Below are 19,063 nucleotides of genomic sequence, written 5' to 3'. Positions count from 1 at the left end.
CGCCCGGGTGCTCATCGCTAAGGTGAGCGGTCCCGATACGCCCGTTCGGCGACCCACGGGGGAGTCGCCGAACGGGCGTTACCGATCGAACGCCGCAACGCCGGCACGAAGGGGAGCTGACGACGATGAGCGACGAGAAGAAGAACGAGGACATCACCACCCTGGGCGACAACCACGCCCCTGTCCCGCCGAAGGATGGCGACATCACGACCCTGGGCGACAACCACGCGCCCACCCCGCCGAAGGACAGCGACATCACCACCCTGGGCGACAACCACGCGCCCACCCCGCCGAAGGACAGCGACATCACCACCCTGGGCGACAACCACGCCCCTGCCCCGCCCCAGGGCTGAGACTCACATCCGACGGGGTGCGGCCGCGGCGGCGCGGAGGGGGAGCCACCGCGGCCGCGGCATGTTCGTGCGCGGCAGCTTCTCGCTGGTCGAGAACGCCCCCTGATCGGCGGCACCGCGCCGAGCACCCGCCTGGCCAGGCCGGCCCCGATGCCCTGCGGCGACGACGACGCCGTACCGTTGCCGTGGCACCTCAGGAAGAACCAGGATGACCGCACAGCACACTGAGACCGGCGGGCCCGGCCCCCTCATCCCCCGTCCGGAGCGAACTCCTGGCGCGCTGCGCGTCGCCCTGGCGCAGGTGGCTCCTCACCGGCTCGCGGAGATGGAGCGACAAAAGGACGAGGCCATCGCCATGGCCGCCCAGACCGGCAGCCTGGGCCCGATCCTCCGGTTCCTCGAGTCGTGGGCCGTCACAGTGGAAATCGCCCGCCACCCCGCCGTCGCCGCCCGACTGCGCGCGGCCGAGTACACGGCGCAGACGCTCGACCGTGAAGACCCCGCGAGGCGGGATGCCATGGACGAGATCAGGCAGGTGCACGCAGCCGCGCGGGAGTCTCTCGACGTATGAGTGAGTGGCCCTGGGAGTACGACCCCGACGAGGCCCACGTCATCGGCGACGAGAACCGGCCCCCTCCGGCGTTCGTCGCCGAGGTCGAGGAGCAAGCCTGGGAGCTCGCCAGGGCGGCCGAGGCTTCGTTGGCACGCAAGCACCGTGCCGTGAGTAAGCAGTGAGCCACTCGGAGTTTCGACCGGACCGGCGGCAGGACGGGTTCCTTCTCCCGTTGTCACCCCCTGGCCCTGAGCTCTGTCTTCAAGACCTTCCCGCTCGCGTTCCGCGGCAGCTCCGTCACGAACTCGAACTCCCGCGGAACCTTGTAGTTCGCCATCTCCCGCCGGGACCACGCGATGAGATCGTCCGCCGTCAGCGTCGAACCCGCCCGCCGTACCGCGTACGCCTTGCCCACCTCGCCCAGCCGCCCGTCGGGGATGCCGATCACCGCGACGTCGGCGATGTCCGGGTGGAGGCCCAGGAGTTGCTCGATCTCGGCCGGGTACGCGTTGAAGCCGCCGACGATGAACATGTCCTTGATCCGGTCGGTGATGCGGAGGTTGCCCGCCTCGTCCAGGACGCCCACGTCGCCCGTGTGGAGCCAGCCGCCCGCGTCGAGGACCTTGGCCGTCTCGGCCTCGTCCTCGAAGTAGCCGCGCATGACGTTGTGGCCGCGGACCAGGACCTCGCCCGGTTCGCCCGGGGCGGAGGAGAGGACGCGGACCTCGGTGCCGGGGATCGCGCGGCCCGAGGTGGAGGCGATCGTTTCGGGGGCGTCGCCGCGGCGGCACATCGTGACGATGCCGGACGCCTCGGAGAGGCCGTACGCCGTGAGGACGGTCGCGATGCGGAGCTCGTTGCGGAGGCGTTCGACCAGGCGCAGTGGGACGACCGCCGCGCCGGTGACGACCAGGCGCAGCGCGGACAGGTCGTGGGCGTCGCGCGCCGGGTGGTCGAGGAGGGACTGGTGCAGGGTGGGCGGGCCCGGCAGTACGGATATGCGCTCCGACGCGATGTTCGCCAGGACCGTATCCACGTTGAAGACGGGCTGCGGGACCATCGTCGCGCCGCGCATCAGGCACGCGATGATGCCCGCCTTGTAGCCGAAGGTGTGGAAGAAGGGGTTCACGATCAGATAGCGGTCGCCCTCCCGCAGGCCTGCCAGCTCGCTCCAGATGTCGTAGCAGCGCAGGGTCTGCTCGTGGGTGATCACCACGCCCTTGGGCGCGCCCGTCGTGCCCGACGTGAAGATGATGTCCGAGGGGGACGAGGAGGCCACCGCGTCCGCCCTGGCCCGTACCTCCGACGCCGGCACCCCGTCGCCGCCCGCCAGGAAGTCCTTCCAGGTCCGGTAGTCCTCGGGGGCGCTGTCCGCCAGGACCACCACCTGTTCCAGGCAGGGCAGTTCCACCTCCGCGCGACGCAGCGAGGCCACGTACGACGTGCCGAGGAACGTGCCCGTGATGAAGAGCAGCTTGGCGCGGGAGCGTTCGAGGACGTACGCCGCCTCCGTCCCCTTGAAGCGGGTGTTCAGCGGCACGAGCACCGCCCCCGCCGACACCGCCCCGAGCGCGGAGACGATCCAGTCCAGCGTGTTCGGCGCCCACACCGCGACCCGGTCGCCCGGCTCCACGCCCGCCGCGATGCACGCCGCCGCCGCGCGCTCGACGCGCTCGCCCAGCTCGGCGTACGAGACGCGGGTACGGCCCTCGACGACGGCCTCCCGCTCGCCGAACCGTTCCGCGGCGCTCCGCACCAGCCTCGGGATGGAGCCCCACTCCAGGTCGCCGCGCATAGCTAACCCTCCCGCCGTCGGAGTCGCAGTAGCTGACTGTCCGTCAGATTAGCTGTACCCTCGCCCGCATGGCGAGCCTCAAGAGCCTCAAGGACGCAACAGCGATAGCCGGGATAGGACAGACCCGCTTCGCGAAACACCTCCCCGAATCCGAGAAGACCCTGGCCTGCCGGGCCGTCCTCGCCGCACTCGACGATGCGGGCATCGCCCCCGCCGAGGTCGACGCCTTCGCCTCCTACACCATGGAGGAGACCGACGAGGTGGAGGTCGCGAAGGCGGTCGGCGCGGGTGACGTCACCTTCTTCAGCAAGGTCGGGTACGGAGGCGGCGGCTCCTGCGCCACCGTCGCCCACCTCGCCGCCGCCATCGCGACCGGACAGGCGAGCGTCGGCGTCGCCTGGCGCTCACGCAAGCGCGGCTCCGGGCCGAGGCCGTGGAAGAACACGACGGTCCAGCTGCCCACTCCCGCACAGTGGACCCGCCCCTTCGGACTGCTGCGGCCCGCCGACGAGATCGGCATGCTGGCCCGGCGCTACATGCACGAGTACGGCGCCACCCGCGACCACCTCTTCAACGTAGCCCTCGCCTGCCGCAACCGCGCCAACCAGAACCCCGCCGCGATCATGTACGAGCGACCGCTGACCCGCGAGATGTACATGACCGCCCGCTGGATCAGCGAACCACTCTGCCTCTTCGACAACTGCCTGGAGACGGACGGGGCGCTGGCCTGCGTCATCGTCTCCGCCGAGCGGGCCCTCGACTGCCGGCAGAAACCCGTGTACGTGCACTCCGTCGCCCAGGGCCTGCCCGCCCAGCACCACGGCATGGTCAACTACTGGAACGACGACCCGCTCACCGGCCCCGCCTGGACCGCCGCCCGCCAGCTGTGGAAACAGGCCGACTTCGGACCCCAGGACGTGGACGTCGCCCAGATCTACGACGCGTTCACGCCCCTCATCCCGCTCTCCCTCGAGGGGTACGGCTTCTGCGGACGCGGCGAGGGCGCGGCGTTCACCGAGGGCGGCGCGCTCGAGATCGGCGGGCGGCTGCCCGTCAACACCGGTGGCGGCGGGCTCAGCGAGGCGTACGTCCATGGCTTCAACCTCATCAACGAGGGCGTGAAGCAGCTGCGCGGCAGTTCCACCGCCCAGGTGCCGGACGCGGCAACGTGCCTGGTCACCGCCGGCGAGGGCGTTCCGACTTCAGCCGTACTTCTGAGGAGTTGAGCTGACAGATGACAGATTCTGACGTTGGCTATCTGGCACCCGTCGTCGATGACGACGGTGCGCCCTTCTGGGAGCACGCCGCCCGCGACGAACTCCGTGTCCAGGCCTGCGCCTCCTGCGGCGAACTGCGCTTCCCGCCCCGTCCCTGCTGCCCGCGCTGCCAGTCGTTCGACAGCGAGTGGCGGCGGATGAGCGGGCGCGGCCGGATCTGGTCGTACGTCCTGCCGCATCCGCCGCTCCTGCCCGCGTACGCCGAGCAGGCCCCGTACAACGCGGTCGTCGTCGAGCTGGCCGAGGCGCCGCACATCCGGCTCGTGGGCAATGTGGTGGCCGCGCCGGACGCGCCGCTGAACTCGGTCGATCCGGCGCGACTGCGGATCGGGGCGGCGGTGAAGGTGGCGTTCACCGAGCTCCCCGACGGGACGACCGTGCCGCGCTGGCTGCTGGAGCGCACATGAGCATCCGGGTGGAGACGGACAAGGACACCGGGGTCGCCGTCGTCACGCTCGACCGGCCCGGCAGGCACAATGCGATCGATCTGGCGATGGCGCACGAACTGGGCCGGATCTGGCGCGGGTTCAGGTACGACGACACGGTGCGGGCCGCCGTGGTGACGGGCGCGGGGACGCGGGCGTTCTGCACCGGGATCGACCGCGGCACCGAGGTGCCGCAGCCGTCGTCCCCCTACTCGATCGACGATCCGCTGCTCACGATCGGCCCGAAGGCGAACGACCTGTGGAAACCCGTCATCGCGGCGGTCCGCGGGCTGGCGTGCGGCGGGGCGTTCTATCTGCTGGGCGAGGCGGAGTTCGTGGTCGCCGCCGAGGACGCGGAGTTCTTCGATCCGCATACGACGTACGGCATGGTCAGCGCGTACGAGTCCGTCCACATGGCGATGCGGATGCCGTTCGGGGAGGTGGCCCGGATGGCGCTGATGGGGACGGCCGAGCGGGTCTCGGCCCGGCGTGCGTACGAGACGGGGCTGGTCAGCGAGGTGACGGCGCCCGGTGAGGAGGTCGCTGCGGCGATCCGGTGCGCGGCGGTGATCGCGTCGTACCCGACGGAGGCCGTACAAGGGACGGTACGGGCCGTCTGGTCGGCGAAGGAGGCGGCACGGACGCAGGCCCTCGCACACGCCCCGCACCTGATCGCGCTCGGGAACCTGCCGCCGGAGCGGCAGGCCGAGCTGTTCACGGGCGGGCGGGGCAGGGGCGCGTACCGGGTGCGTTAGGAGAGCTTGGGGGTGCGGGTCGCGCTGACGACCTTGCAGTCCCGGAAATCGGTGCCCTTGCCGGAGCCGGTGTAGGGGGCGCTCGCCTCCCTGTCGTACCACTGGCCCGCCGCGACCGTCACGTCGTCGATCTTCGCGACGAGCGGCACGTTCGGGTCGTCACCCTGGAAATGCACCGTGATGTCGTAGGTCTGGTCGACGGCGGTCCTGTTGTTGATCAGGAGCTGGCCCCTGACGTTGACCGCTGCGGGGTCGATGGAGCAGTACTTGATCTCCACTTCCCCCATGGCGGCGTCGACCGGGCCGGTCGGGCCGGCGTACGTGGGCGCGTCGGTGACATCACTGCCGCCGGACGCCGATCCGCCGCTGGTACCGATGTCGAGGTCGTCGTCATCGTCATGGCCGGAGTGGCTGCCGCCGATGCCGCTGCCTCCGCTGCTGGAACCGGAGCTGTGGTTGTCGTCGCAGCCCCCGCCGCGCGAGCCGCGGGCGCCGGTCAGCGTGATCAGGGCGATGCCGAGAACGGCGATCGCACGGACATGGCGCATCTTCACGATTCAACCCCCCGTTGAAAGTGCCGGTGTGGCGAGAAACAGCCCTTGTTTGACGGGCGCACGACACCATACAGCTCGCCGGAACCGCTCAGGAGCGGGTCGCGTACCCGGACCACCGGGCGTAGCGTCTGCTGCGAGAGGAGGCCGGGAATGGTGCGCAACGTCATCGGCTCGGTGCTCGCTCTCGCCGGAGCGACGGCCGCCGTCCTGAGCCCCTTCCGTGCCTGGTACGACGGCCGTCACGGCAGCGACTACCGCATCGACGACCTGTTCCGGGGGATCACCGACGCGGAGACGACGGTGGGGACGTCGATCCTGCTGCCGTTCGCGTTCGCGGCGCTGGTGACCCTGGTGGGGGTGATGCTGCGGTCGCGGTGGCTGGTGGCACTGGCCGGGCTGGTCGTGCTCGGCTTCACGGTCCTGTGGATGGTGCGCCAGGGGCAGGCCGCGGGCAGCCTGACGGTCGGCGGTGACGGGCCGGTCCTCGGTGACGGGGTCGCGAACGCGCTCGGGGGCGGCGTCCTTCTGCTGCTGGGCTCGGTGGTGATGAGCGGGCGCGCTCCCAGGCTCGAACCGGCGGAGGAGCCCGGGCCCGCGTATCCGTCCGCCGGCCCTGAGGCGTACGCACCGTACGAGCCGTACGAGCCGTACGGCTGGGCGCCGCGGCCCGGGGACACGCAGCCCCTGCCCACGAATCCGCCGGGCCCGACGGACCCGACGGCACCGCGCCGCCCGCGCCGGGACCCGTACGGAGCAGGTCCACCCCAGGACCCGTTCCGTGACGATCCGTTCCGTGACGATCCGTTCGGCGACGGCAGACGACAGCGGTAGGGGCTTCGCCCCCACGCCCCGGCCCCGGGATGTGCCCGGTACCGTCCGGCCGGCCCGGGTGTCCGTCCTCGAACGCCGGACGGCCGGACGGGCTGAGCGCGGCCGGCCCGGCGTCAGCGGGCCGCCGGGGTGCCGCGGCCCGTGGCCGTGCCCTTGACCGCGTCCAGTGCGTAGACGCAGCGGTCCTTCGAGCAGGCGTACACGACGCCGTTCCGCGCGACCGGCGAGCCGGTGATCTCGCCGCCGGTCGCCAGCTTCCAGCGCAGCTGTCCCCCGCCGGCGTCCAGCGTGTAGAGCACGTGGTCGGCGGAGCCGAAGTGGACCCGGCCGTCCGCGACGACGGGGGTGCCGATGACCTCTCCCCCGGCCGCGAACCGCCACTTGGGCGTGCCGGTGACCGCGTCCAGTGTGTACAGCGCGCTGCCGCTGCCGACGTGGATGTTGCCGTCGGCGACGAGGACCGGCTCGATCGACTGGCGGGACTCGGTGGCGATGCGCCAGCGGTCCTTGCCGGTCGTGGCGTCGAGTGCGTACACGGTGCCGAGGTAGTCGGCGAGGTACACGCCGCCGCCGGTCACGGCGGGGCCCGGGGCGTAGGCGGGCGGTGAGAGGAAGACCGCGGGTGCCTCGAAGTGCCAGCGCACATGGCCGCCGGCGGTGTCGACGCAGAGCACCCGGGTGCCGGCCGCGATGTACGTGCACCCGTCCGGTGCCTGGTTCACGCGGACCGGTACGCCGCCGCAGGAGGCGGCGTCGCCGACGGGGTAGGACCAGCGTTCCGCGCCGGTGCGGGCGTCGAGGGCCTGGAGCCGGGCGTTGCGCCATACGTAGACGGTGTCGTCGAACAGCGCGGGCCCGGCCTCGGGGGTCTCGAAGTCGGTCTGGGCGCCGGTGATCTCCCACAGCTTCTCGCCGTTGGACGCCTCCCAGGCCTGGGCGCCGCCGCCGCGGGTGCCGGTGACGACGGTGCCGCGGGCGGCCTTGAGGGAGTAGACCCAGGCGTCGGTCCCCAGCCGCCAGCGCTCGCTGCCGTCCGTGGCGTCGAGGGCGTACAGCGTGGGTCCGTCGGACGCGTGGATACGGCCGCCGGTGACGGCCATCGCCCAGGCCACGTCCCGGGTCTTGAACTGGCGGCGGCCGCTGGCCACGTCCAGGGCGTGCACCTCGAAGGAGGTGACGTAGAGCAGGTCCCCGTCCACGACGGGGGTGCCCCAGACGTCGTTCGACATCCGGAACCGCCAGGGCCGCCAGCGCGCAGGGCCGTCGGCGCCCGGCGCGGGCACGGGGACGGGCGGTGCGGCGTGGGCGGTGGGGGCTGTGGGGGCGGGCATGGCGCTGGTGGCCGCCTCGTTGCCGCCGGGGGCGCGGACCCAGCCGGTGGCGGGGCCGGCGTCGGCGGCGACGGACCCGCGGGCGTCGGCGACGCGTGGGCCCGGGCCGATCGGGACCTTGGCGCCGGCGAGGCGCACGGGGCCGTCGGGGACGGGGGCGGACGCGGGGGTGCCGTCCTGGCGGGCCGGTCCGGGGCGGGGGTCGTTGCCGCCGCGCCAGGCCGCGTCCCAGTCGGACGCGGCGTCGGGCGCACGGCCCGGTCCGGGGGGCGCGGGAGGTGTCTCGGGCCGGCGCCCGCCGCCTCCCGCAGCCGCGCCTGCGCCGGTGCTCGGCAGCCGTCCTCCGCGCCGCTGTTCGATCATCGACACGGCACTTCCGGGCAGCCACGCGGATGCCGTGCCGCTGTCGTCGCTGCCGGAGGAGAAGAGGTGGGGTGCGAGCTGTGCCTGCAGGTCCTCGGGGCTGGGCCGCAGCCCGGCCTCCATCTGCATGCAGGATTCGATGAGCGGTCGCAGCTCGTCGGGCAGCCCGGCGAGGTCGGGGCCTTCGCGCAGCAGCATGAAGACGGTCTCGACGGGGTTGGCGCCGTGGAAGGGGGCGTGCCCGGTCGCCGCGAAGACGAGGGTGGAGCCGAGCGAGAAGACGTCGCTCGCGCCGGTCACGCTGCGCGAGTCGCGGGCCTGCTCGGGCGACATGTAGGCGGGGGTGCCGACGGCAACGTTCGTCATGGTCAGGCGGGTGTTGGACACCCCGGACGCGATGCCGAAGTCGATCACGCGGGGGCCGTCCTCGACGACGAGGACGTTCGACGGCTTCAGGTCACGGTGGACGAGCCCTGCGCCGTGGATGGACTGCAGGGCCTCGGCGATTCCGGCGGCGAGCCAGCGCACCGCCTGGGCCGGGAGCGGCCCGCACTCGTTCACTATCTCTTCGAGCGAGGGCGCGGGCACGTACGCGGTGGCGAGCCACGGCACGGCGGCGCGCGGGTCGGCGTCCACGACGGCCGCGGTGTAGAAGCCGGAGACCGCTCGCGCGGCCTCGACCTCGCGCGTGAAGCGGACGCGGAAGAGCTGGTCCTCGGCGAGCTCCGTGCGCACCGTCTTGATCGCCACGCGCCGGCCGGACGCCGACCGTGCGAGATAGACCAGCCCCATGCCGCCGGCTCCGAGCCGTCCCAGCACCTCGAAGGGGCCGATCCGCCTCGGGTCGTGCTGCGTCAGCTGCTCCACTTCGCCTGCCACCTCCCCGTACGGGCCATGCAGTACGGCCCCGTCGCCCCTGATTGTTCCTGCCGGAGGACGCGGTTGCGAACCCGGGGGCGTTCCGGGGTGTCTCGGGTTATTTTGACGGCTCGGCGCGGACTATTTGGACTGCTCGGCGAGAACGGCGAAGGCGGCGCCCTGGTTGTCCGTCAGGACCGCCATCCGTCCGTACGGGATGTCGAAGGGCGGTGCCGTGACCCGGCCGCCGAGGTCGGTCAGCGTTTCCACGGTCCCGTCGCAGTCCGCCACGGAGAAGTAGACGAGGAAGTGTGCGGGCATCTCGGCCGGGAACGCGTCGGTGATGACGCTGCGGCCGCCGATCGCGGTGTCCTCGCCCGGTTCGGTGCCGGCCGGCGACCACATCAGATAGTCGACGCTCTCGTCGGGCAGGGGGGTGCCCTGGAAGCCGAAGACGTCGGCGTAGAAGTGGTCGACGGCCTCCTTCTCCCTTGTGTAGACCTCGGTCCAGCAGAACGAGCCGGGGGTGCCCTGGACCTCGAAGCCCGCCTGCTCCCCCTTCTGCCAGAGCCCGAACACGGCGCCGCCGGGGTCCGCGGCCAGTGCCATGGTGCCGAGGCGGCCCACCGGCACCGGGGCCGTGATCACCTGGCCGCCGGCTTCGCCGATCCTGGTGGCGGTCCTGGCGGCGTCGTCGGTGGCGAGGTAGACGCCCCAGGTCGTGGGCATGCGGCCGTCCCGTTTGGGCACGAGGGCGGCGACGAGTTTTCCGTCGAGGAAGGCCTCGGTGCCGTGGCCGTGCCGCTCGGCCGCGTCCTTGTCGTCCCGGCCGTAGGTCCACCCGAACAGGTCGCCGTAGAAGCGCTTGCCCGCCTCGAGATCGGGCAGCTGGGCGTCCACCCAGCAGGGCATGCCCTCGGTGAATGCGGCCATGGCCTGACCCCTTCCTGCGCTGCCTTGCACTGGGTGCGCTGCCTGCGCTCCTGTACGTCCCGCACGCGGAGTGTGATGCCAGTCACAGTCAAGCGGAGAGCGGGGCGCGCCGCACGCAGGAGGGGTTGATCGTTGAGTTGTCCACCGAAGTTATCCACAGGCTGTTGATAACACTATTAGCCCACACGAGGGACGCACCCCATTTGCAGTCGGCCGAATCGCGCGCCGATCACCCCTCGGTAAGCTGACGGCATGACAGGACAAGTACGCACCGTCGACGGCCGCGTGGCCGGTCGGCGCGGCCAGGCGACGCGGCAGAAGCTGCTCGACTGCCTCAGCGAGATGCTCAGCTCCTCGCCGTACCGGGACGTCAAGGTCATCGACGTGGCCCGCAAGGCGGGTACCTCCCCCGCGACCTTCTACCAGTACTTCCCGGACGTCGAGGGCGCGGTCCTCGAGATCGCCGAGGAAATGGCCGACGAGGGCGCCGGGTTGACGGCACTCGTGTCCGGCCGTTCCTGGGTCGGCAAGGCCGGCTGGCAGACCGCCGAGGAACTCGTCGAGGGCTTCCTCGACTTCTGGCGCAAGCACGACGCGATCCTGCGCGTCGTGGACCTCGGCGCGGCCGAGGGGGACAAACGGTTCTACAAGATCCGTATGAAGATCCTGAACTCGGTCACCAACTCCCTTACGGAGTCGGTGAAGGAGCTCCAGTCCAAGGGCAAGGTCGACAAGGACGTGAGCCCGGCGGCGATGGCCGGCTCACTGGTCGCGATGCTCGCGGCGGTGGCCTCGCACCAGAAGGGCTTCCAGACCTGGGGTGTGAAGCAGGCCGAACTGAAGCCGAATCTGGCGCTGTTGGTGCACCTGGGTATCACGGGCAAGAAGCCCACGAAGTAGCGACCGGACCCCGATCACGGGCGCGCCCACGCCAGTCCTGTCACACGGGCGCGCCCGCACTGCGGGGCTCACCCGCGACGTGTCAGCCGGAACAGTCTGATCTCGCGCTCCACCCTCGCCTGGTACGTCGCGTACGGCGGCCAGAAGGCGAGCACCGCCCGCCACGCCTCCTCCCGCTCCTTCCCGGTGAGGAGTTCCGCGCGTACGGGGACGTCCTCGCCCTTCCAGCTGACCTCCGCGTCCGGGTGCTCGAGCAGGTTCGCCGTCCACGCCGGATGGCCCTCGCGCCCGAAGTTGGAGCCGATCAGGATCCAGGTGCCGGTCCCCTCCTCCGGCATGCAGGCGAGCGGGGTGCGGCGCGGCAGGCCCGATCGCGCTCCTCGTGCGGTGAGCACGACTCCGGGCAACATCTGGGCGCTGAGCAGGATCTTTCCGCGGGTGAGGCGGTGGAAGGCGCGGTCCATGGCCGGGATGAAATGCGGGGCGATCTTGGCGAAGGCGCGGGTCGAGGACACCTTCTGCACCAGGCGGGCTCCGGGGGGCATCAGACGGCCACCGCCTCTCGGGTGAGCGGGTCCCCGGCGCCGCCGGCGAAGAGGCCGGCCGACTCCGCCGCGCGGGCGCGCAGCCGGTGGACCGGGCCGAGGAGCAGCTCGTCGGAGGCGGCCCGCTTGAAGTAGAGATGCGCTTCGTGCTCCCAGGTGAAGCCGATGCCGCCGTGCAGCTGGATGGCCTCGCCGGCGACGGTCCGTAGCACTTCGAGGCACTGGGCGAGGGCGAGGGGGCCGGCGTCCGGGTCCCATGCCGCGTAGTACGCCGCCGAGCGTGCCGCCTGGACCCGTACGTACAGATCGGCCAGGCGGTGCTTGACCGCCTGGAACGAGCCGATGGGCCGGCCGAACTGCTCGCGCCCCTTCACGTGCTCGACGGTGCGGTCGAGGGCGGACGCGGCCGCGCCGACGGCCTCGGCGGCGAGCAGCGCGGCGGCGGTCCGGCCCGCGGCGGCGAGCGCGGCGGGCACGTCCGCGTCCGCGTCGTCGCCCAGCAACTCGGCCGGGGTGTCGCGGAGTTCGACACGGGCCTGGGGCCGCGTCTCGTCGAGGGTCGTCCAGCGGGTGCGGGCCAGGCCCTCGGCATCGGCGGTCCGGACGAGGAAGAGCAGGGTGCGGCCCCGCGCGAAGCCTCCGGCGTGCGCGGCGACGAGGAGCAGCCCGGCGCTGTGGCCGTCGAGGACCTGCTCGGCCTCTCCGAAGAGCAGCCAGCCGTCGCCCTCGGGCGCGGGCCTCGCCTGGACGCCGCCGGCCCGGCCGCCTCCCGCCCACGTCCCGTCCGCGTTGTCCCCGGTGAGCCCGAGCGCCGTGGCGAGGCTTCCGCCGGGGACGGCGAGGGCCGCGGTGAGCGATCCGCCGGCGATGCGCGGCAGCAGCGCGGCGCGCTGCTCGCCGCTGCCGAGCGAGGTGATCAGCGGCGCGGCCAGTCCGGCGGTGGCGAACAGCGGCGTGGGCACCAGTGCCCGCCCGGCCTCCTCGAAGGCGAGCGCGAGCTCCACGGTGCCGCCGCCTGCGCCTCCGTACGCCTCGGGCAGCGCGAGCCCGGGCAGCCCGAGCTCGTCGGCGAGCCGCGTCCACAGCGCGGGGTCGTACCCGGGCCCGGAGTCGCCGGGGGCGGGTCCCGGGGGCGCGCCCCGGGACAGCGCGGCGCGCAGGGTGCGGCGGATGGCGGACTGCTCCGGGGTGAAGGCGGCGTCCATGGGCTCCCCTCCCTAACTGACGGGGCGTCATGTTAGGCGGGGTGGCCCCAGAAGCACAGAGCCCGGCTCAGCAGACTTCGCCGGGCCCGGCCACGGTCGCCTTCAGCAGATCCCGCACGAGGGCGAAGTCGACCTTCTCGGTGCGCCGGAAGCGCAGGCACCCCCTGCCCATGTCCTGGTCGGCGAGCCGGTCCTCGAAGCCTTCCCGCACGTCCGGGCGCATCAGATAGAAGGAGATGTACTGCTTCTGGTTGGCGAAGGCGATCTCGGGCTCGCCGCCCGGGCGGCGGTAGGCGGGCATGCCGTACGCCATCACCTCTTCGTAGCCGTCGAGCTCGGTACGGCACAGCTCGCGGATACGGACGAGGACCGTCAGCCGGTCGGACTCCGCCACCTCCGCGAGGTAGCCGTCGACGTCTTCCGCAGTGGATCGGGGCATGCCGCGAGCGTACCGCCGGGCGGCACGGCCTCATGGTCCGCCGCAGGACCCGGCCGTCGCCGCGGCCGTCCCCGGGTATCCGCATCTGATATACCGTCAGATTCATGCCTTCCAGCCCGCGCACTCGCGCCCCCCGCAAGGTCGCCGTCGTCGGCATATCCCTCTCGGACTGCGGCCGCGTCGACGGACCGACCCCCTACGCCCTGCACGCCCAGGCCGCCCGCCGCGCACTCGCCGACTCCGGGCTCGACCGCGGCGTCGTCGACGGCCTCGCATCGGCCGGGCTCGGCACGCTCGCCCCGGTCGAGGTGGCCGAGTACCTCGGCCTGCGGCCCCGCTGGGTGGACTCCACCGCCGTCGGCGGCGCCACCTGGGAGGTGATGGCCGCGCACGCCGCGGACGCCATCGCCGCGGGCCACGCCGACGCCGTCCTGCTCGTCTACGGATCCACCGCCCGCGCCGACATCCGCGCCGGGCGCCGCACCTCGAACCTCTCCTTCGGCGGGCGGGGGCCGCTGCAGTTCGAGGTGCCGTACGGGCACACGCTGATCGCCAAGTACGCCATGGCCGCCCGCCGTCATATGCACGAGTACGGCACCACCCTGGAGCAGCTCGCCGAGGTCGCCGTCCAGGCGCGGGCGAACGCGTCGCACAATCCCGAGGCGATGTTCCGCGACCCGATCACCGTGGACGAGGTCCTGGGCGGCCCGGTGATCGCCGACCCGTTCACCAAGCTGCACTGCTGCATCCGCAGCGACGGCGGCTGCGCGGTGCTGCTGGCGGCCGAGGAGTACGTACCGGACACGGCGAAGGCGCCGGTGTGGGTCCTCGGCACGGGTGAGCACGTCTCGCACACCGCGATGTCGGAGTGGGAGGACTTCACGGTCTCCCCGGCGGCGGTCAGCGGGCGGCTGGCCTTCGAGCGGGCGGGGGTCGGGCCGCAGGACATCGACATCGCCGAGATCTACGACGCCTTCACGTACATGACGCTCGTGACGCTGGAGGACCTCGGGTTCTGCGCGAAGGGCGAGGGCGGGGCGTTCGTCGAGAAGGGCCGGCTGCGCCTGGACGGGGAGCTGCCCGTGAACACCGACGGCGGCGGGCTCTCCGCCTGCCATCCGGGGATGCGTGGACTGTTCCTGCTGGTCGAGGCGGTGCGGCAGCTGCGCGGCGAGGCGGGCGGGCACCAGGTGCGGCGGGCGGACGGGAGCGTGCCTGAGCTGGCGGTGGCATCCGGCACGGGGGGCTGGTTCTGCTCATCGGGGACGGTGGTGCTGGGCCGTTGAGCCGCACCCCGAAGAATCTATACGGCCGTCATAGACAGACGTATTAAACACTCGTATAGTCGAGGCAATCGGCAGGGCCGCACCGAGCGCGGCCCCGCAACGGATACCGGGAGCCTCGCCATGACGCAGAGCAGCACGAGCACGCCCCGCACCGCGACCCCCCTCCTCAACAGGACCGTCCTCATCTCCGGCGCGAGCGTCGCCGGCCCCGCGCTCGCCCTCTGGCTGCACCGCTACGGCTTCGCCCCGACCGTCGTCGAGCGCGCGCCCGAGCTGCGCACCGGGGGCTACAAGGTGGACCTGCGCGGCATCTCGATCGACGTGTGCGAGCGGATGGGCATCCTCGACGACGTGCGCCGCCACTCCACCGACATGGCCGGCGGCTCCTACGTCGACGGCGCGGGCCGCACCATCGCCGAGCTGCCCGCCGAGATCTTCGGCGGCCGCGTCGAGGGCGACGACGAGATCATGCGCGGCGAACTGGCGCGGATCATGTACGAGAAGACCCGCGACGACGTCGAGTACCTCTTCGGCGACTCGATCGCCGCCCTCGACGAGGACGCGGACGGCGTCACCGTCACCTTCGAGTCCGGCACGGTCCGCCGCTTCGACCTCGTCGTCGGCGCCGACGGACTGCACTCGAACACCCGGCGGCTCGTCTTCGGGGACGAGAAGCAGTTCACGCGCCACCTCGGCGCCTACATCTCGATCTTCACCGCCCCCAACGACCTGCGGCTCGACCGCTGGGAGACCTACCACGCCCTGCCCGGGAAGCTGGTGTGCGCGTACAGCTCCAGCGGCGAGACGTCCGCCAAGAACTTCCTCGTCTTCCGCTCGCCAGAGCTCGCCCACGACCACCGCGACGTCGCGCGGCAGAGGCAGCTGCTCGCCGAGGCCTTCGCGGGCGACGGGTGGGAGATCCCGCGGATGCTCCAGAACGCCCGGGCCGCCGACGACTTCTACTTCGACTCCCTCACGCTGATCGAGATGGACCGCTGGTCGAAGGGGCGGGTCGTGCTGCTCGGCGACGCCGCGCACTGCGCGTCACCCGCGTCGGGGCAGGGCACGGGCCTCGCCCTGACCGGGGCGTACGTCCTGGCCGGTGAACTGGCGGCGGCGCGCGGCGACCACACGGCCGCGTACGAGAACTACGAGCGGGTGATGCGGCCGGGCATCGAGATGAACCAGCGGTTCGCGGAACGGTTCGCCAAGGAGATGACCGTCGCGTCGCGCCGGGGCATCGCGATGCGGCTGTGGATGCTGCGCGTCCTGCCGCGCACACCGTGGCGGAACCTCGTCGCGAAGAAGATCCGCGAGGACATCCAGAAGGCGGCCCGGGCGGTCCCGGTCAAGGACTACTCGGAGTACGCCGCCGGCCCGACGCCCCTCACCGCGTAGACGGAGCGCCGCGCGCGTCCACGGCTCCCGCGGTCCGCCGTACGGCACAGTGAGGACCGACGACGTACCGGCGTACCGCGTCCGCGCGTGCCCGGGGAGACCGTGGAACAACCGTGGAACCGCGCGAAGGAGACCCCGATGGCCCTGACCCGTGAAGAGTGCGAGCAGTTCCTGGCCCGGCCGCACGTCGCCGCGCTGGCGGTGGCGGCCGGTCCGGAGCGGGGGCCGCTCACCGTGCCGATCTGGTACCAGTACGAGCCGGGCGGCGAGGTCTGGATCATGACCGGGGCCGGCTCCCGCAAGAACAAGCTCATCAGCGCCGCGGGACGGTTCTCGCTCCTGGTCGACCAGCTCGAACCCACCATCCGCTACGTCTCCGTCGAGGGCCCGGTGACCCGCACGGACCCCGCGACCCACGAGCTGCTCCGGGAGGTCTCGGCCCGCTACCTCCCGGCGGACAAGGTCGACGGCTACGTCGACTTCGCCGAGAAGAACCACGGCGAGCAGGTGGTGATCCACATGCGGCCCGAGCGGTGGCTCTCGACGGACCTGGGCAAGCTCTGAACCTGTGAAGATCGGCGCATGACACACCAGCACGAGCCCCACGACGCCGACGCCTTCCACGAGGTGCTCAGATCCCTGCCGGTCTGGGACACCGAACTGCCCGCCTTCGCACCGGACACCGCGCCCGGCGAACCCCTGCCGCTCTTCCGGCGGTGGTTCGTCGAGGCCGCGGCGGCCGGTCAGCCCGAGCCGCACACGATGTCGCTGGCAACCGTCGACGAGGACGGCCGCCCGGACGTCCGGACCCTGATGCTGCACGACGCGGACGAGCGCGGCTGGCACTTCGCCTCCCACGCCACCAGCGCGAAGGGCCGTCAGCTCGCCGCTCGCCCGGAGGCCGCGCTCGGCTTCTACTGGCCTGCGCAGGGCCGCCAGATCCGGTTACGGGGACGGGTGGTGCCGGGCACGCCGAAGGAGGCGTACGACGATCTCCACGCGCGCTCGACGGGCGCACTGGCCGCGGCGCTGGTGGGCCGGCAGAGCGAAGTGCTCGCCGACTACGGGGACTTGGTGCGGGCGAGCGAGGCCGCCTGGGAGCGGGCCGCGGCCGAGCCGGATGCCGCGGCCGGCACCTGGACGGTCTACGTGCTCGACCCAGCCGAGGTGGAGTTCTTCCAGGGCGACGCGCGCCGCAGGCACGTACGGCTGCGCTACCGGCGCGAAGGGGACGGCTGGGTGAGGGAGTTGCTCTGGCCGTAGTGCCGTAGTCCCGTAGTGCCGTAGTCCCGTAGCGGGCCGGTGGCGGTCATCCGCGGACGGAAAAACGGCCCCTTCCGGCCTACACCCGACGGACCATTCGTCACGCCGGTCCGTACGCCTGCGGTCGGAGGAACACCGTCCCGTCGATGGATTCGCGCGAACTCCCTTACAGGGAGGGTGGATGGGACCAGCCACCCCCCTCACAAGGACCGACATCATTGTGCGAACAGGACGAATAGCGCGAACAGCGCCCCTCATGGCCGTGACCGCCCTCGCGACCCTCGTGCCCGCGCTCGCGCCCGCCACGGCCTCCGCGGCCGCCCCAGCTGCCCCCGCGGCCGCGGACCCGCTGAAGCCGTACCTGCAGCAGAAGCCCCGGTGGCAGCGCTGCGACGCCGAGAGCCCCGCCGCCTTCCAGTGCGCGACCGTCAAGGTGCCGCTCGACTACAGCCGCCCCGGCGGCAAGAAGATCGGCATCGCGATATCGCGGATGAAGGCGAGCAGCGCCCGGGAGCGTCGCGGCGCTCTCCTGCTCAACCCCGGAGGCCCCGGCGGGGAGGGCCTCGGCATGCCCCTCTTCCTGGCATCCGAGCTGCCCACGGCCGTGAAGAAACGGTACGACCTCGTCGGATTCGATCCGCGGGGCGTCGGGCAGAGCTCGCCCGTCAGCTGCGGACTGACCGACGACGAACGCAACTGGCAGCGCCCGTACAAGTCGGCGACGTTCGCGAAGGACGTGCAGTGGGCCCGTACGGTCGCCGCGAAGTGCGAAGCCAGGGGCGGCGACAAGCTGCGGCACCTCACCACCCGCAACACCGCCCGCGACATGGACGTGATCCGGAGCGTGCTGGGCGAGAAGAAGATCTCCTACCTGGGGTACTCCTACGGCACGTATCTCGGCGCCGTCTACACGCAGATGTTCCCCCGGCGCGCCGACCGGTTCGTCCTGGACAGCGCCGTCGACCCCCAGCGGGTCTGGCGGGGCATGATCCAGGTGTGGGCGGAGGGCGCCGAGCCCGCGTTCACGAGGTGGAGCGAGTGGACCGCCCGGCGCGCCGCGACGTACCAGCTGGGTGACACCCCGGCCGCGGTCCGCAAGACCTTCTGGGATCTGGTCGCCCAGGCCGACCGCAAGCCCATCGACTTCGAAGGGACGCCCCTCACCGGCGACGACATCCGTGCCGGGCGGGCGGTGTTCTTCAGCGTCCGCGAGGCCGCCGAGTCGGTCGCCGCCCTGAAGAAGGCCGCCGAGGGCACGAGGCCGGCCCCCGCCACCCGGTCGCCCAGGTCGACCCCGCCCCCGGCTCCGCCCGCGTTCGGCCGTGCCGTTCCCCCGGACAACGGCGAGGCGAGCTTCTGGGCCGTGGTGTGTGCCGACAGCCGGTCCTGGCCGCGGGATCCGGAGCAGTACCGCCGTGACGCGATCCGCGACAAGGCCAGGTATCCGCTCTACGGCGACTTCGCGTCGAACATCATGCCGTGCGCGTTCTGGAAGAACGGCAGTGAGCCCGCCACCACGGTGGACAACAAGGTCGGTGCGCTGATCCTGCAGAACGAGTGGGACTCCCAGACGCCTCTGACCAGTGGCCAGGGCCTGCACCGGGCCCTGAAGGGCTCGCGGATGGTCACGGTCGCCGGCGGGGAGGGCCATGGCATCTACGGCTCCAAGTCCTGCGCCGACAAGACCGCCACGGCCTACCTGACCACCGGCAGGCTCCCGGCCAAGGACCTGACCTGCCAGGCCGCCGCCGGGCGGGAGCAGGGAGCCCTCAGGCTTCCGGTGCCCACGCCTCCGGGGATCCCGGGCATGCACGGACGCTTCTGATCGGGCTCCGACCGGGTTGATCCGCCCCTGCCCGGTGGCGGGGGGGGGGGGGGTGTTGCGGGGGAGGAACCCCGCCCGCCCGCTTTCCTCCTGGGCCCCCCCCCCATCCCGCGTTGCCCTTTGCTTTCGTTCTGTGCGCCGCTAGTTTGTTTCTCCCCCCTTCTCCCCCCCCCC

At 72.2% G+C, this 19,063-nt stretch carries 20 protein-coding genes; 13 read left to right on the top strand and 7 right to left on the bottom strand.

The window, feature by feature from the left end:
* Positions 1–125: 125 nt before the first annotated feature.
* From ACFV9O_RS10870 to ACFV9O_RS10860, 3 genes are all read left to right on the top strand, one after another.
* Positions 126–353, top strand: a complete 228-nt coding sequence (locus ACFV9O_RS10870) for a hypothetical protein (RefSeq protein ID WP_385415222.1) — start codon at positions 126–128, stop codon at positions 351–353.
* Between the two features lie 208 nt (positions 354–561).
* Entirely contained in the window at positions 562–924 is a 363-nt protein-coding gene (locus ACFV9O_RS10865; RefSeq protein ID WP_385415219.1) for a DUF6247 family protein, read from the top strand.
* Positions 921–1,088, top strand: coding sequence for a hypothetical protein (locus tag ACFV9O_RS10860; RefSeq protein WP_385415217.1), 168 nt, complete (start codon positions 921–923; stop codon positions 1,086–1,088). Before ACFV9O_RS10865 ends, ACFV9O_RS10860 begins: the two co-directional genes overlap by 4 nt.
* 53 nt (positions 1,089–1,141) lie before the next feature.
* On the opposite strand, the gene ACFV9O_RS10855 is transcribed toward ACFV9O_RS10860, so the two are convergent.
* A complete protein-coding gene (locus ACFV9O_RS10855) occupies positions 1,142–2,701 on the bottom strand; it encodes a FadD3 family acyl-CoA ligase (protein ID WP_385415214.1) in 1,560 nt (519 codons plus the stop codon).
* Positions 2,702–2,769: 68 nt separating this feature from the next.
* On the opposite strand from ACFV9O_RS10855, the gene ACFV9O_RS10850 reads away from it, so the two are divergent.
* The 3 genes from ACFV9O_RS10850 to ACFV9O_RS10840 are packed head-to-tail and all read left to right on the top strand — an operon-like array spanning position 2,770 to position 5,158.
* Positions 2,770–3,927 (top strand): lipid-transfer protein, encoded by a 1,158-nt coding sequence (locus ACFV9O_RS10850; RefSeq protein WP_385415212.1) that lies wholly within the window; start codon positions 2,770–2,772, stop codon positions 3,925–3,927.
* 8 nt (positions 3,928–3,935) lie between these two features.
* Positions 3,936–4,385, top strand: a complete 450-nt coding sequence (locus ACFV9O_RS10845) for a Zn-ribbon domain-containing OB-fold protein (RefSeq protein ID WP_385415209.1) — start codon at positions 3,936–3,938, stop codon at positions 4,383–4,385.
* Positions 4,382–5,158: an enoyl-CoA hydratase/isomerase family protein gene (locus ACFV9O_RS10840; protein ID WP_385415207.1), complete on the top strand. Its 777-nt coding sequence runs from the start codon at positions 4,382–4,384 to the stop codon at positions 5,156–5,158. Before ACFV9O_RS10845 ends, ACFV9O_RS10840 begins: the two co-directional genes overlap by 4 nt.
* Here ACFV9O_RS10840 and ACFV9O_RS10835 read toward each other — a convergent pair.
* Positions 5,155–5,706 carry a hypothetical protein gene (locus ACFV9O_RS10835; protein ID WP_385415204.1) on the bottom strand — a complete coding sequence of 184 codons (552 nt, stop codon included), beginning with the start codon at positions 5,704–5,706 and terminating at the stop codon, positions 5,155–5,157. The two genes, ACFV9O_RS10840 and ACFV9O_RS10835, sit on opposite strands and share 4 nt — an antisense overlap.
* Before the next feature lie 156 nt (positions 5,707–5,862).
* Here ACFV9O_RS10835 and ACFV9O_RS10830 point away from each other — a divergent pair, with 156 nt between their 5' ends.
* Positions 5,863–6,543, top strand: a complete 681-nt coding sequence (locus ACFV9O_RS10830) for a hypothetical protein (RefSeq protein WP_385415202.1) — start codon at positions 5,863–5,865, stop codon at positions 6,541–6,543.
* Between the two features lie 113 nt (positions 6,544–6,656).
* Here the strand turns inward: ACFV9O_RS10830 and ACFV9O_RS10825 are convergent, their stop codons facing one another.
* Together ACFV9O_RS10825 and ACFV9O_RS10820 are read right to left on the bottom strand one after the other, a co-directional pair.
* Positions 6,657–9,104: a PQQ-binding-like beta-propeller repeat protein gene (locus ACFV9O_RS10825; protein ID WP_385415199.1), complete on the bottom strand. Its 2,448-nt coding sequence runs from the start codon at positions 9,102–9,104 to the stop codon at positions 6,657–6,659.
* A gap of 132 nt (positions 9,105–9,236) precedes the next feature.
* Complete coding sequence (locus tag ACFV9O_RS10820; protein ID WP_385415196.1) at positions 9,237–10,028, bottom strand: VOC family protein; 792 nt, start codon at positions 10,026–10,028, stop codon at positions 9,237–9,239.
* 252 nt (positions 10,029–10,280) lie between these two features.
* On the opposite strand from ACFV9O_RS10820, the gene ACFV9O_RS10815 reads away from it, so the two are divergent.
* Positions 10,281–10,928 carry a TetR family transcriptional regulator gene (locus tag ACFV9O_RS10815; RefSeq protein ID WP_385415193.1) on the top strand — a complete coding sequence of 216 codons (648 nt, stop codon included), beginning with the start codon at positions 10,281–10,283 and terminating at the stop codon, positions 10,926–10,928.
* Between the two features lie 68 nt (positions 10,929–10,996).
* On the opposite strand, the gene ACFV9O_RS10810 is transcribed toward ACFV9O_RS10815, so the two are convergent.
* The 3 genes from ACFV9O_RS10810 to ACFV9O_RS10800 all read right to left on the bottom strand — a co-directional run bounded on the left by ACFV9O_RS10810 (position 10,997) and on the right by ACFV9O_RS10800 (position 13,117).
* Positions 10,997–11,473 (bottom strand): nitroreductase family deazaflavin-dependent oxidoreductase, encoded by a 477-nt coding sequence (locus tag ACFV9O_RS10810; protein ID WP_385415190.1) that lies wholly within the window; start codon positions 11,471–11,473, stop codon positions 10,997–10,999.
* The gene (locus ACFV9O_RS10805) at positions 11,473–12,678 is read right to left on the bottom strand and encodes an acyl-CoA dehydrogenase family protein (RefSeq protein ID WP_385415188.1); all 1,206 of its coding nucleotides are present in this window, start codon (positions 12,676–12,678) and stop codon (positions 11,473–11,475) included. The genes ACFV9O_RS10810 and ACFV9O_RS10805 overlap by 1 nt, the downstream gene beginning before the upstream one ends.
* Before the next feature lie 67 nt (positions 12,679–12,745).
* Positions 12,746–13,117 (bottom strand): iron chaperone, encoded by a 372-nt coding sequence (locus ACFV9O_RS10800; RefSeq protein WP_385415185.1) that lies wholly within the window; start codon positions 13,115–13,117, stop codon positions 12,746–12,748.
* Between the two features lie 104 nt (positions 13,118–13,221).
* On the opposite strand from ACFV9O_RS10800, the gene ACFV9O_RS10795 reads away from it, so the two are divergent.
* The 5 genes from ACFV9O_RS10795 (at position 13,222) to ACFV9O_RS10775 (ending at position 18,889) form a co-directional block, all read left to right on the top strand.
* Positions 13,222–14,403 (top strand): acetyl-CoA acetyltransferase, encoded by a 1,182-nt coding sequence (locus tag ACFV9O_RS10795; RefSeq protein WP_385415182.1) that lies wholly within the window; start codon positions 13,222–13,224, stop codon positions 14,401–14,403.
* A gap of 120 nt (positions 14,404–14,523) precedes the next feature.
* Positions 14,524–15,801, top strand: coding sequence for an FAD-dependent monooxygenase (locus tag ACFV9O_RS10790; protein ID WP_385415179.1), 1,278 nt, complete (start codon positions 14,524–14,526; stop codon positions 15,799–15,801).
* Positions 15,802–15,939: 138 nt separating this feature from the next.
* Positions 15,940–16,365 carry a pyridoxamine 5'-phosphate oxidase family protein gene (locus ACFV9O_RS10785; RefSeq protein WP_385415176.1) on the top strand — a complete coding sequence of 142 codons (426 nt, stop codon included), beginning with the start codon at positions 15,940–15,942 and terminating at the stop codon, positions 16,363–16,365.
* Between the two features lie 18 nt (positions 16,366–16,383).
* Positions 16,384–17,064 carry a pyridoxal 5'-phosphate synthase gene (locus ACFV9O_RS10780; RefSeq protein WP_385415173.1) on the top strand — a complete coding sequence of 227 codons (681 nt, stop codon included), beginning with the start codon at positions 16,384–16,386 and terminating at the stop codon, positions 17,062–17,064.
* A gap of 256 nt (positions 17,065–17,320) precedes the next feature.
* Positions 17,321–18,889: an alpha/beta hydrolase gene (locus tag ACFV9O_RS10775; protein ID WP_385415170.1), complete on the top strand. Its 1,569-nt coding sequence runs from the start codon at positions 17,321–17,323 to the stop codon at positions 18,887–18,889.
* Positions 18,890–19,063 lie beyond the last annotated feature (174 nt).

The sequence above is a fragment of the Streptomyces sp. NPDC059909 genome, assembly GCF_042730885.1.
Taxonomy (GTDB): Bacteria; Actinomycetota; Actinomycetes; order Streptomycetales; family Streptomycetaceae; genus Streptomyces.
Note: the sequence above shows the minus strand (reverse complement) of the source record. Positions and strands in the feature narration are given on the sequence as shown.